Annotated in this window: 12 protein-coding genes; 9 read left to right on the top strand and 3 right to left on the bottom strand. The window is 67.9% G+C overall.

Annotated features, from left to right (window positions below; all coding sequences use genetic code 11):
• Positions 1-149: 149 nt before the first annotated feature.
• Positions 150-602, bottom strand: a complete 453-nt coding sequence (locus Q9246_RS24080) for a CBS domain-containing protein (RefSeq protein WP_306393709.1) — start codon at positions 600-602, stop codon at positions 150-152.
• 201 nt (positions 603-803) lie between these two features.
• Between Q9246_RS24080 and Q9246_RS24075 the strand changes: the two genes are divergently transcribed.
• From Q9246_RS24075 to Q9246_RS24065, 3 genes are read left to right on the top strand one after another with little or no spacing between them, the layout of a single operon-like run.
• Complete coding sequence (locus tag Q9246_RS24075) at positions 804-2,114, top strand: O-acetylhomoserine aminocarboxypropyltransferase (RefSeq protein ID WP_306393706.1); 1,311 nt, start codon at positions 804-806, stop codon at positions 2,112-2,114.
• Position 2,115: 1 nt separating this feature from the next.
• On the top strand, positions 2,116-2,952 hold the full coding sequence (locus Q9246_RS24070; RefSeq protein WP_306393705.1) for an alpha/beta fold hydrolase: 837 nt from the start codon (positions 2,116-2,118) through the stop codon (positions 2,950-2,952).
• Positions 2,949-3,254, top strand: a complete 306-nt coding sequence (locus Q9246_RS24065) for an Mpo1-like protein (RefSeq protein WP_306393703.1) — start codon at positions 2,949-2,951, stop codon at positions 3,252-3,254. The genes Q9246_RS24070 and Q9246_RS24065 overlap by 4 nt, the downstream gene beginning before the upstream one ends.
• 75 nt (positions 3,255-3,329) lie before the next feature.
• On the opposite strand, the gene Q9246_RS24060 is transcribed toward Q9246_RS24065, so the two are convergent.
• Both Q9246_RS24060 and Q9246_RS24055 read right to left on the bottom strand, forming a co-directional pair.
• Positions 3,330-3,809, bottom strand: a complete 480-nt coding sequence (locus tag Q9246_RS24060; RefSeq protein WP_306393700.1) for a hypothetical protein — start codon at positions 3,807-3,809, stop codon at positions 3,330-3,332.
• A gap of 187 nt (positions 3,810-3,996) precedes the next feature.
• Positions 3,997-5,382 carry a YihY family inner membrane protein gene (locus tag Q9246_RS24055; protein ID WP_306393699.1) on the bottom strand — a complete coding sequence of 462 codons (1,386 nt, stop codon included), beginning with the start codon at positions 5,380-5,382 and terminating at the stop codon, positions 3,997-3,999.
• A 71-nt stretch (positions 5,383-5,453) separates the two neighbouring features.
• On the opposite strand from Q9246_RS24055, the gene wrbA reads away from it, so the two are divergent.
• The 6 genes from wrbA to Q9246_RS24025 are packed head-to-tail and all read left to right on the top strand — an operon-like array spanning position 5,454 to position 11,926.
• The gene (gene wrbA / locus Q9246_RS24050; RefSeq protein WP_306393697.1) at positions 5,454-6,065 is read left to right on the top strand and encodes an NAD(P)H:quinone oxidoreductase; all 612 of its coding nucleotides are present in this window, start codon (positions 5,454-5,456) and stop codon (positions 6,063-6,065) included.
• A complete protein-coding gene (locus Q9246_RS24045; protein WP_306393695.1) occupies positions 6,065-6,466 on the top strand; it encodes a DUF2069 domain-containing protein in 402 nt (133 codons plus the stop codon). Before wrbA ends, Q9246_RS24045 begins: the two co-directional genes overlap by 1 nt.
• Entirely contained in the window at positions 6,459-7,880 is a 1,422-nt protein-coding gene (locus tag Q9246_RS24040; protein ID WP_306393693.1) for an FAD-binding oxidoreductase, read from the top strand. Before Q9246_RS24045 ends, Q9246_RS24040 begins: the two co-directional genes overlap by 8 nt.
• A 13-nt stretch (positions 7,881-7,893) precedes the next feature.
• Entirely contained in the window at positions 7,894-8,322 is a 429-nt protein-coding gene (locus tag Q9246_RS24035) for a DUF4124 domain-containing protein (RefSeq protein ID WP_306393692.1), read from the top strand.
• Entirely contained in the window at positions 8,310-10,859 is a 2,550-nt protein-coding gene (locus Q9246_RS24030; protein ID WP_306393687.1) for an FtsX-like permease family protein, read from the top strand. Before Q9246_RS24035 ends, Q9246_RS24030 begins: the two co-directional genes overlap by 13 nt.
• Positions 10,859-11,926 (top strand): lipocalin-like domain-containing protein, encoded by a 1,068-nt coding sequence (locus tag Q9246_RS24025; RefSeq protein WP_306393685.1) that lies wholly within the window; start codon positions 10,859-10,861, stop codon positions 11,924-11,926. Before Q9246_RS24030 ends, Q9246_RS24025 begins: the two co-directional genes overlap by 1 nt.
• Positions 11,927-11,935 lie beyond the last annotated feature (9 nt).

Below are 11,935 nucleotides of genomic sequence, written 5' to 3'. Positions count from 1 at the left end.
AACCACGTCGTTCCCGCGCAGGCGGGAACCCAAGTTCTAAGTGCCGCCACCAATAGCGCACGTAGCGTCAGCGCGAATTGACTTGGGTTCCCGCCTTCGCGGGAAATCGTTGCCTCCAGTGGAGGTAACGACGTGCGTGTGACGCTGGCTCAATCCGCCGCGTTCTGCTCCGCCGGCCAGTCGCGGATATACGCCTTGAGCATGCGGTTCTCGAAGCTCTGCGCCTCGAGTACCGCGCGCGCGACGTCGTAGAACGAGATCACGCCCAGCAAGGTGCGGGCATCCATCACCGGCAGGTAGCGCGCGTGCTTCTCGAGCATGATGCGGCGCACCTCGTTGACTTCGGTGTCCGGAGTCACGGTGATCGGGCTGTCGTCCATGTGGCGGCGCACGGTGCCGGCGCCGACCGCGCCGCCGTTCGCGTGCAGCGCCTTGAGCACCTCGCGGAACGTCAGCATGCCGACCAGGTCGCCATACTCCATCACGACCAGCGAACCGATATCGTTCTCGGACATCGTGGTCACCGCGTCGACCAGCGGCTGGTCGGGCGTCACGGTATAAAGGATATTGCCCTTCACCTGCAGGATTTCCGAAACTTTCATGTTCGCCACCCCCGCTTCGTCAATATTGCTGATACTGGATAAATTTGTATAAGGCATAACACCGACTGTAGCCTATGCCCGCCAAAAAATCCAGCGTTGCGCTGCATCATGGTGCAAGCAAGACGACAAGATGGTGCAGCGCAGATTGCGCAACAAACCATACCTGCTAGGATGCGCCATCTCCATTCCACAGAGTCCAGCATGAGCGGTCCCCGACTTCCCGGTTTCGACACCCTGTCCGTGCACGCGGGCAGCGCCCCCGATCCCCTTACCGGCGCGCGCGCCACGCCGATCCATTTCACGTCCTCGTTCGCCTTCCGCGATTCCGGCCACGGCGCGGCCTTGTTCAATATGGAGCAGGCGGGGCACGTGTATTCGCGCATCTCGAATCCGACCAATGCGGTGCTCGAAGAACGCATCGCGGCGCTCGAAGGCGGCGTGGCCGGCATCGCCACCGCCAGCGGCCAGGCCGCCATGCACCTGGGCCTCGCGACGCTGGCCGGCGCCGGCGACCACATCGTGGCTTCGCGCGCGCTGTACGGCGGCTCGCACAAACTGCTGGCCCATACGCTGCGCCGGTTCGGGGTCGAGACCACCTTCGTCGACCCGCGCGACCTCGATGCCTGGCGCGCCGCGATCCGCCCGACGACCAGGCTGCTGTTCGGCGAAACCCTCGGCAATCCGGGCCTCGACGTGCTCGACATCCCCGCCATCGCCGACCTCGCCCACACCCACGACCTGCCGCTGATGGTCGACGCCACCTTCGCCACGCCGTACCTGCAGCGGCCGTTCGACCTCGGCGCCGACCTGCTGTTCCACTCGGCCACCAAATTCCTGTGCGGGCACGGCACCGCAATCGGGGGCCTGCTGGTCGATGGCGGCGCTTTCGATTGGCAGGCGGCGCATGAACGCAGCGGGCGCTTCGCCACCCTGTGCGAGCCGTACGACGGCTTCCACGGCATGGTATTCAGCGACGAGTCGACCGTCGGCGCCTTCGCCCTGCGCGCGCGGCGCGAAGGCTTGCGCGACTTCGGGGCCGCCATGAGCCCGCACAATGCATTCGCCATCCTGCAGGGCATCGAGACGCTCGGACTGCGCATGGAACGCCACGCCGCCAATACCCGGCGCGTGGTCGAGTTCCTGGCCGCCCATCCGCTGGTGGCCTCGGTGTCCTATCCCGAACTGGCATCGCATCCCGACCACGCGCTGGCGCAGCGGCTGCTGCCGAAAGGCTGCGGCGCCGTGTTCACCTTCGAACTGAAGGGCGACCGCGCGGCCGGGCGCCGCTTCGCCGACGGCTTGCAGGTGTTCTCGCACCTGGCGAACGTGGGCGACGCGAAGTCGCTCGTGATCCACCCGGCGTCGACCACCCACTTCCGGGTGCCGGTCGAGCAGCTCGCGGCCAGCGGCGTCACGCAAGGCACGCTGCGCCTGTCGGTCGGCCTGGAAGACCCGGACGATTTGATCGACGACCTGAAACGCGGCCTGAAGCTCGCTGCGAAGGGGGCCTGAGATGCTGCTCGACGTCGACCACCAGCAGGTCTACTGCTACACCGGCGGCAAGACCTTCGACCCCACGCTGCCCGTCATTGTATTGCTGCATGGCGCCCAGAATGACCACTCGGTATGGGCCCTGCAAAGCCGCGCGCTGGCCCATCGCGGCCACGCGGTGCTGGCGCCCGACCTGCCGGGCCATGGCCGCAGCGGCGGGCCGCCGCTGGCCACGGTCGAGGCCATGGCCGCGTGGGTGCCTGCATTGCTCGACGCGGCCGGGGTCGAACGCGCGCTGCTCGCCGGCCACAGCATGGGCTCGCTCATCGCACTGGAAGCAGCCCACCTGGCGCCGCAGCGCGTGGCGGGGCTGGCCCTGCTCGGTACGACCTTCCCGATGAAGGTGTCGGACACGCTGCTGGAGAGTGCGCGCACCGATCCACAATCAGCCATCGAGATGGTCGCGGCCTGGTCGCATGCCGCCTGGCTGCCGGGTCCGTCGACCGCAGGTCCCGGCATCTCCGTCCTCAATACGGCGCGGCGCCTGATGCAGCGCATGACGGCGCGCGGCGCGGATGGGGTGTTCCATACGGATTTCGCGGCCTGCAACGCCTATGCCAACGGCGCGACCGCAGCGACGTCGGTATCCTGCCCGACCCTGTTCGTCCTGGGCCGCAAGGACATGATGACGCCGCCACGTTCGGCGCAGCCGTTGACCGCCGCGCTGGCGCATGGCAGGATCGTCAGCGTGGACGCCGGCCACGCGATGATGAGCGAGGCCCCGGACGCGGTGCTGGCCGCCCTGCTGGACTGGGCCGCCGCCGCGACCGCCACGACCATGATCGGAGAGACGCGATGAGCACCAGTCACGCCAGCTTCGCCGAGTTCTATCCTTACTACCTGGGCCAGCACGACGACCGCCGCTGTCGCCGCGCCCACTTCGTCGGCACCTCGATCGCCATCGCGGCGCTGGTCTCCTTCTTCGGCACCCTGGACGCCTGGTGGATTGCGGTGGCGCTGGTCGGCGGCTATGGCGGCGCCTGGGTCGGACATTTTTTCTACGAGAAGAACCGGCCCGCCACCTTCGATCACCCCTGGTACGCGTTCCGCGCCGACTGGCTGATGTACTGGCAGATGTTGACGGGCAAGCTGAGCTGGTGAGCGGTGGCAGCGGCGCGTGGTCGGCTTGATGCGGATGGCCGAGAAAGCCATGCGCGCCGATTCGCCGCTGGAATGCTATTCGCCAAACGGCTTGCCATTGTAGAGTATCTGTGTCACCCGTGGATTCGCTTCCAATTCGGGCAACTCGACTTTCTCGAAGACTGAATTCGCAAATGAACCAGTCGAGTATCTGTGTCGAAAAGAGCTGATCGGCTCATTTCGAACGAAACGAGTTGGTCCAAAAACGTTCACTGTGCCTTCTGCAATTCTGGCAAGCCGCCAAGACAGTTCCCACCATACTTCCTCAGTATGGCTCCAGTCTCCCCCCTTGAGCGCCGACCAAAGATCGCACCCTGCCTTTGTCTGACTCAACAGTTCATCAAGACGGGTATATTCAGGATTTTGCTTTACGAACAAGGATGCGAGGCGTGCGCCAAAGTCGTCAGCGTAAAAAACTGCACGATCTTTCTTTGGATGGAGCGGCGCCATGGAAGCCAACTTCAAGAGTGCGGGATCGGTCTGAAACTTCTTCCGGTAGCTCGGATGCCCGGCCATGTCAGCCCCCTTATTGAAACGCGTTCAAGGCCCGGCACGCTCATTGAGTACCGGGTCACTAATGTAATCATTACGCATCGTAGGCGTCGACCCACTTATGCTAGTAGTCAAACACGTCTAGATAGTATTCAAAATGGTGAGTCAATTTCGGACGCCAGACTGCTGCAGGGAGATGCTGGACTGGCCGTCAGCCCACGATCTTCTCGATCACGGCTTCCTCGGGATCGCCGAAATGCTCGGCCAGCGTCTGGTCCAGCCCCGCCTCCACCGCATCCTCGACCTGGCGCGCCAGTTCGCCGGCATCGAGCGCCAGCGCCGACGTCGTTTCACCCTCTTCGCGCTGGACGTTCCCGGCCGCCGCGCAATCGAACACGAACACGCGATAGACGTCGGCCAGGCGCAGGCTGCCGGCGTCGGCCAGCAGCACCCAGTTTTCCTGGCTGCCGTGGCGGTTGAAGCGCCAGCCGACCCGGCGCGGAACTTCGTCCTGCACCCGCCCGACCCAGCCTTCACCCACCATCCGGTCCAGCAGGCGTCCCAGTTCGTCGTACCCGATGCGGGTGTGCTCGCGGATCGTGCTGCTGGCGACCAGCGCATTGCCGCTCAGCTTCGCGCTGCCATGCAAGACCTTCAGTACCGACATCGCGTCGACGAAGGCCCCGCCCGGCGCCGGCTGGTACCACCAGCGCTCATGCTTGACCACCGGCAGCGCCGCCGTGAGCACGGCGCCGACCAGGGTGATCATCCAGGTGACGTAGATCCAGACCAGGAACAGCGGCAACGCCGCCAGCGCGCCATAGATGATGGCGTAGGTCGGGAACTGGCGAATGAACAGGCCGAAGCCGCGCTTGGCCACTTCGAAGGCGATGGCCGCCGCCAGCGCGCCCCAGAAGGCGTCGCGCCAGGCCACCGTGCGGTTCGGGACCACCACGTACAGCAGGGTATAGCCGGCGGTCGTTACCGCCACCGAGGCCAGGGTGAAGAACAGGGTGCCGAGCAGCGACGCGTCGCGCTCCAGGCCGCCAGTCACGTCCACCAGTTGCGAGGTGAAGCTCAGCGACAGGCCGAACAGCAGCGGTCCCAGCGACAGCAGGGCCCAGTACACCAGCAGGCGCTGGGCCCAGGGGCGCGGCTGGCGCACGCTCCAGATCTGGTTGAACACGCGCTCGATCAGGCTCATGGTGGCCGCCGTGGTGAACAGCAGCGCCACCGCGCCGAGCGCCGACAGGCCCTTGGCCTTGTCGGCGAACTGGGTCAGGTTGCCGCTGATCGTGCTGGCGATCGCCCTGGGCATCAGGTTCTGCACGAACCAGGCGTCGATCATCTCGCGCACCTGGCCGAAGGCCGGGAACATGGTGAAGATGGCCAGCACGATGGTCAACAGCGGCACCAGCGCCAGGGTCGTGGTGAAGGTCAGGCTGCCGGCCACCTGCGGCAGGCGTTCCTCGCGCAGGCGGCGCGCGGCGAAGCGCACCAGGTCGCGTGCTTCAGGCCAGGTCAGGCCACGCTCGGCAGTGTCGCCCCCGGACTCGCCGCCGGCGCGCGCGAACTGGCTCAGTGTCTTGTTCAGCATGGTGTCGGATTCACCGGTATCGTCATCGTCGCAAGCATGTCATTTCAACAAAGCGCACTATAATACCAAGGATGAACACGACCCCTCTGAGCATCCTCGTCCTCTACTATTCGCGCCATGGCGCCACGCGCAAGCTGGCCGAACTGATTGCCCAGGGCATCGACAGCGTGCCGGGGGCGGAGGCCAGGTTGCGCACCGTGCCGCCGGTGTCCAGCGTCGCCGAAGCGACCGCGCCCGGCATTCCCGACCAGGGCTCGCCCTATGTCGAGCTGGACGACCTGCGCGAATGCGCCGGCCTGGCGCTCGGTTCGCCCACCCGCTTCGGCAATATGGCGGCCAGCATGAAGTATTTCCTCGACGGTACGGCGACCGACTGGGTCAATGGTACGCTGTCCGGCAAGCCGGCGGTGGTGTTCGCTTCCACCGGCAGCCTGCACGGCGGGCAAGAGGCGACCCTTCTGTCGATGATGATCCCCCTGCTGCACCACGGGATGATGGTGATGGGCCTGCCCTATACCCATCCTGAATTGATGAACACGGCCAGCGGCGGGAGCCCCTATGGCGCGACCCACTGGGCCGGCGTCGACGGCAAGCGCCCCGTGACCGAAGACGAGCGTACACTGTCGATCGCGCTCGGTCGCCGCCTGGCGGAAGCGGCCCTGAAACTGCATGGAAGGCACTGATGGGAACAGGGAAAAGACTCTTTCATATCGGGGCGATCGCCAGCCTGATCTGGCTGATCGGCTGGCTGGTCGCCTGGGAAGCCTTCGTCGCGCCGCTGCAGCCGGGCAGCTGGCTGCTGGCGCTGAAGGCCTTGCCCCTGCTATTGCCGCTGCGTGGGGTGATCAAGCGCGACCTGTACACCTTGCAATGGTCGTCGATGCTGATCCTGATCTATTTTGCGGAAGGCGTGGTGCGGGCCTGGGCCGACCAGAGCGCGGCCTCGCGCCATATGGCGATCGGCGAGATCGTGCTGGTGGTCGTGTATTACTTCAGCGCCCTGCTCTACCTGCGGCCCTATAAAAAAGAGGCGCAGCGCCTGGCCAAGGAATTGCTGGACAAGGTCAAAGTGCCGCATGGCTGAGGATAGCAGGGCATCGCTGCTGGCCCGCTGCCGCGCGATCGTCGGCGCCAGCCACGTCATCACCGATCAAGCCGATATGGCGCCCTTCATGGCCGACTGGCGCGGCCGCTACAGCGGACGCGGCCTGGCGGTCGTGCTGCCGCTGGACACCGCGCAGGTGGCCGCCATCGTGACCGCCTGCGCCGCGGCGCGCGTGCCCATCGTGCCGCAGGGCGGCCGCACCGGCCTGGTCATGGGCAGCGTGCCCGACCTGTCCGGCGATGCGATCGTGCTGTCGCTGCGGCGCTTGAACCGGATCCGGGCCATCGATCCAGCCAACCGCACCATGACGGTGGAGGCCGGCTGCATCCTGGCCGACATCCAGGCCGCGGCCGCGTACGCCGGGATGCTGTATCCGCTGTCGCTGGCGGCCGAAGGTAGCTGCACGATCGGCGGCAACCTGTCGACCAATGCCGGCGGCACCGCCGTGCTGCGCTATGGCAATACGCGCGAACTGTGCCTGGGCCTCGAAGTCGTCAATGCCCAGGGCGAGGTGTGGGATGGCTTGCGCGGCCTGCGCAAGGACAATACCGGTTATGCGCTGCGCGACCTCTTCATCGGCGCCGAAGGCACGCTGGGCGTGATCACGGCGGCGGTATTGAAACTGTATCCGGCGCCGCGCGCCGCGCTCACCGCGCTGGTGGCGCTCGACTCGCCGCGCCATGCGCTCGAGCTGCTGGGCCTGCTGCAGGCGCGCTGCGGCGCGGCGCTGACCGGTTTCGAGCTGATGTCGGCCTTTTGCCTGGACCTGGTGGCGGCGCAGTTTCCCGACCTGCCGAGACCGTTCGCCGCGCGCCATCCCCAGTATGCGCTGGTCGAGCTGTCGAGCAACGAGTCCGACCAGCATGCGCATGGTCTGCTGGAGTCCAGCGTCGGCCAGGCGTTGGAGGCCGGCGTGGCGCGCGACGCGGTGGTCGCCACCTCGCAGCAGCAGGCGCTTGGCCTGTGGCGGCTGCGCGAGCACATCCCCCTGGCGCAGGCGGCGGCCGGCAAGAATATCAAGCATGACATCTCGTTGCCGGTTTCAACCATTCCCGACTTCATCGCGCGCGCCGACGCCGCGCTGGACCAGGCCTTCCCCGGCTGCCAGCCCGTGACCTTCGGCCACCTGGGCGACGGCAACCTGCACTACAACGTGGCGCCTCCCATCGGTGTGGAACATGATGCCTTCCTGGCCCATCAGGCGTCGGTGAACCGCATCGTGCACGACCTGGTCGACGCCTTTGGCGGCTCGATCTCGGCCGAACACGGCATCGGCGTGCTGAAACGCGAGGAACTGGCGCGCTATAAATCGCCGGTCGAACTCGGCATGATGCGTGCCATCAAAGGCGCGCTCGACCCGCTCAGCATCATGAATCCCGGGAAGATACTATGACCGGGAGCCGCCCATGTTTCGTCGATTCATCGTCGCCATCGCCTGCCTGCTGTGCCAGCATGCGCTGGCCGGCACGATCTACAAATGCCATGAGGGTGGACGGGTGAGCTACAGCGACCGTCCCTGCACCGGCGCCGGCGCCCAACTGGCGCTACGCGCCGCGCCCGTGCCCGACCCCGACACCCAGGCGCGGATGGCGCGCGCGCACGAACTGGCGCGCGCGATCGACGCGCGGCATGCCGGGCAAACCCTGCGCGAAGACCTCGAGGCCGAACGCGCCCGGCGCGCGGCGCTGGCGCTGCGCAAGCGCTGCGACAAGCTGCGCCTGCAGCGCCAGTGGCTCGAGGAAGACCTGGCGCGCACCCGCGGCGACGCGAAAGAAGCCGCCCGCATCAAGGCGCGGCGCCAGGTCGAGACGATGGCGGTGGAATGCCCGGCCTGAGCCAGTTGTCGCGCTGGCTGTTGCTGGGCGAATGGCGCGCGCATCCGGTGCGCGCCCTGGTCGCCATCGCCGCCATCGCGGTCGGGGTGGCGATGGGCTTCGCCATCCACCTGATCAATGCCGCCGCCTTCAACGAATTCTCGGCGGCCGTCAAGAGCCTGTCGGGGCAGGCCGACATCCAGGTACAGGGGCGCGAACCGCTGTTCGACGAATCCGTGTATCCGCTGCTGGCCGAACACCCGGACGTGGCGCTGGCCTCGCCCATCCTCGAGGTCCAGGCCGGGGTGCCGGGCGCCGAAGGACAGTTGCGCGTGATCGGGCTCGACGCCTTCCGCGCCGGCGCGATTTCGCCCGACCTGCTCGGCGTGACCGCCAACGGCCGCCGGCTCGACATCCTGGCCGACGACGCGCTGTTTTTATCGCCGGCCGCCGAGGCCTGGCTCGATAAACGGCGCGGCGACACCCTGGTGCTGCGCGCCGGCACCGGCGAGGTGTCGCTGAGGGTGGCCGGCCCGGTCCAGCGCGCGCGCGCCGGCCAGCGCCTGGCGGTGATGGACATCGGCGCCGCCCAGTGGCGCCTCAATCGCCTGGGCCAGCTGTCGCGGGTCGACCTCAAGTTGCGCGACGGCGTCGACCGCGCCGCCTTCCAGCGCAGTCTCGCCGCCGAGCTGGAACGGATCTGGCCGGGCCGCTTCACGGTGGGCCAGCCGAACGACGCCGACCAGGAAAGCCGCACCGCCAATATGAGCCGCGCCTACCGCGTCAACCTGACCGTGCTGGCGCTGGTGGCGCTGTTCACCGGCGCCTTCCTCGTGTTCTCGACGCAGGCGCTGTCGGTGATGCGTCGCCGCAGCCAGTTCGCGCTGCTGCGCGTGCTGGGACTGGCGCGCGGCCAGTTACTGCGCCAGGTGCTGCTCGAAGGCGGCAGCCTGGGCGTGCTGGGCGCCCTGCTCGGCATCGGCGCCGGCTATGCGCTAGCGGCCGCCGCCCTGCATTTCTTCGGCGGCGACCTGGGCGCCGGCTACTTCCCCGGCACCCGCCCGCAAGTCGCGTTCACGCCCGGCGCGGCGCTCGTGTTCTTCGGGCTCGGGCTGGGCGTGGCCCTGCTCGGCTGCCTGGCGCCGGCCTGGGAGGCGGCGCGCGCACGGCCGGCGGTGGCGATCAAGTCCGGCGCCGACGAGGCCCCGCTGACGCGCCTGGCGCGGGTCTGGCCCGCCATCGTATGCCTGCTGCTGGCCGCCGTGCTCTCGTTCGCGCCGCCCGTATTCGAACTGCCGCTGTTCGGCTACCTGGCCATTGCCCTGCTGCTGGTCGGCGGCATCGGCCTGATGCCGCGCTTCGCCTCGATCACCTTCCGTGCGCTGGAAGCGCTGCTCGCCCGGCGCGGCAGTGGCCCGCCGGTGCTGGCGCTGTCGCTGGCGCGCCTGGCCAATGCGCCGGGCCAGGCCTCGATCGCGCTGGGCGGCATCCTGGCCAGCTTCAGCCTGATGGTGGCGATGGGGATCATGGTGTCGAGTTTCCGGGTCTCGGTCGACGACTGGATGGGCCACATCCTGCCGGCCGACCTGTACGTACGCACGGTCGATGCCGGCGGCACCGGTTTTCTCACGCTCGACCAGCAGGCGGCGCTGGCCGCGCTGCCCGGCGTCGAGAAAGTCCAGTTCCTGCGCACCCGGCGCGTGTCGCTGGCCCCCGAGCGGCCGCCGATCGTCGTCATCGCGCGCGACATCGACGCCAGCGACCCGGCGCGCCTGCTGTACCTAGTCGGCGAGTCCATGCCGATCCCGCCCGGCAGCCGCCCGGCCTGGGTGTCGGAAGCGATGCTCGACCTGTATGGCGCCCGCGTCGGGCAGCGCCTGCGGCTGCCGCTGGGCGGCGCCGAAGCCGAGTTCTTCGTGGCCGGCGCCTGGCGCGACTACGCCAACCAGGCCGGCTCGGTCGTGCTCCAGCTGCAGGACTACCGCCGGCTGACGGGCGAGCGCGAGGTGACCGACGCCGCCCTGTGGAGCGCGCGCGGCGCCGACGTCGCGACGCTCGAGGGCAGCCTGCGCGCGCTGCCGTTCGGACCGGCCCTCAACCTGATGAAACCGGGCGAGATCCGCGCCACGAGCCTCAAGATCTTCGACCGCAGTTTCGCCGTGACTTACCTACTGGAGGCGATCGCGATCGCCATCGGCCTGTCGGGCATCGCGGCAAGTTTTTCGGCCCAGACTTTGGCAAGGGCGCGAGAATTCGGTATGCTGCGCCACGTCGGCGTCACCCGGCGCCAGGTCTTGCAGCTGCTCGCCTTCGAGGGCGGACTGCTGACGAGCCTTGGCGTGATCGCCGGCTTCGCGCTCGGGCTGGTGATCAGCCTGATCCTGGTGTACGTGATCAACCCGCAGTCCTTCCACTGGACGATGGGCCTGCACCTGCCCTGGCCCCTGCTGGGCAGCGTGGCCGCGGTGCTGGTCGCTGCATCGATCGCCACCGCGCTGGTATCGGGACGCCAGGCATTGTCCGGCGGCCCGGTGCGCGCGGTCAGAGAGGATTGGTAATGCGTTTTTTCTTGTACCTGCTGTTGCTGTTGTCGATGTCGTCGCAGGCGGCCGCGCCTGTCTTTGCGCCGGTCACGCCCGGCGCCGGGCTGTCGTTCCCGCGCGACTACGGCGCCCATCCCGAATTTCGCACCGAGTGGTGGTACGTCACCGGCTGGGTCGAGACGCCGGATAAACGCCCGCTCGGCTTCCAGGTGACCTTCTTTCGCAGCCGCACCGGCGCTGACAACGACAACCCCAGCCACTTCGCCCCGCGCCAGCTGGTGATCGGCCACGCCGCCCTGTCCGACCCGCAGGTGGGCCGCCTTGTCCACGACGAGCGCAGCGCGCGCGAAGGCTTCAGCATGGCCTGGGCCCGGCCCGGCAACACCGACCTGAAACTGGACGACTGGCGCATGGTGCGCGACGCCAACGGCCTGTATCGGGTGACGATCCGCTCCAACCAGCTGACGCTCGAACTGCGCCTGCGCCCGACCCAGCCGGTGCTGGTGCAGGGCCAGGGCGGCTATTCGCGCAAGGGCCCCAGCGCCCAGCACGCGAGCTACTACTACAGCGAGCCGCACCTGGAAGTGAGCGGCACGGTCGGCCGCGCCGGCATGGCGGCCACGCAGGTAACCGGGACCGCCTGGCTCGACCACGAATGGTCGAGCGAAGCGCTGCAGCCGGACGCCGTCGGCTGGGACTGGGTCGGCGCCAACCTCGACGACGGCGGCGCCCTGATGGCTTTCCAGATCCGCGACCGCCAAGGTGGTAAACTATGGGCGCACGCGACCAGGCGCGACAGGGCCGGCAAGGTGGTGCACTACGCGCCCGAGCAGATTTCGTTCGCGCCGCAGACCCACTGGACCTCGCCGCGTACCGGCGCCACCTATCCGATCGCGACCACGATCACCACCGGCGGCGATAGCTGGCAGGTGCTGCCGCTGCAGCAGGACCAGGAACTCGATTCGCGCCGCTCGACCGGCGCCGTGTACTGGGAAGGCGCGGTCACGATCCACCAGGGCGGCCGCCGGGTGGGCCGCGGCTACCTCGAGATGACCGGCTATGTGCAGCCCATGAAGCTCTAAGAAAACAAG

It is taken from the genome of Telluria beijingensis, from assembly GCF_030770395.1.
In the GTDB taxonomy this organism is placed as follows: Bacteria; Pseudomonadota; Gammaproteobacteria; order Burkholderiales; family Burkholderiaceae_D; genus Telluria; species Telluria beijingensis.
This window is presented reverse-complemented; position numbering and strand designations above follow the sequence as displayed.

Coding starts and splice junctions, on each gene's coding strand:
- Q9246_RS24080 (WP_306393709.1), bottom strand. CDS start 602: ATGAAAGTTTCGGAAATCCTGCAGGTGAAGGGCAATATCCTTTATACC.
- Q9246_RS24075 (WP_306393706.1), top strand. CDS start 804: ATGAGCGGTCCCCGACTTCCCGGTTTCGACACCCTGTCCGTGCACGCG.
- Q9246_RS24070 (WP_306393705.1), top strand. CDS start 2,116: ATGCTGCTCGACGTCGACCACCAGCAGGTCTACTGCTACACCGGCGGC.
- Q9246_RS24065 (WP_306393703.1), top strand. CDS start 2,949: ATGAGCACCAGTCACGCCAGCTTCGCCGAGTTCTATCCTTACTACCTG.
- Q9246_RS24060 (WP_306393700.1), bottom strand. CDS start 3,809: ATGGCCGGGCATCCGAGCTACCGGAAGAAGTTTCAGACCGATCCCGCA.
- Q9246_RS24055 (WP_306393699.1), bottom strand. CDS start 5,382: ATGCTGAACAAGACACTGAGCCAGTTCGCGCGCGCCGGCGGCGAGTCC.
- wrbA (WP_306393697.1), top strand. CDS start 5,454: ATGAACACGACCCCTCTGAGCATCCTCGTCCTCTACTATTCGCGCCAT.
- Q9246_RS24045 (WP_306393695.1), top strand. CDS start 6,065: ATGGGAACAGGGAAAAGACTCTTTCATATCGGGGCGATCGCCAGCCTG.
- Q9246_RS24040 (WP_306393693.1), top strand. CDS start 6,459: ATGGCTGAGGATAGCAGGGCATCGCTGCTGGCCCGCTGCCGCGCGATC.
- Q9246_RS24035 (WP_306393692.1), top strand. CDS start 7,894: ATGTTTCGTCGATTCATCGTCGCCATCGCCTGCCTGCTGTGCCAGCAT.
- Q9246_RS24030 (WP_306393687.1), top strand. CDS start 8,310: ATGCCCGGCCTGAGCCAGTTGTCGCGCTGGCTGTTGCTGGGCGAATGG.
- Q9246_RS24025 (WP_306393685.1), top strand. CDS start 10,859: ATGCGTTTTTTCTTGTACCTGCTGTTGCTGTTGTCGATGTCGTCGCAG.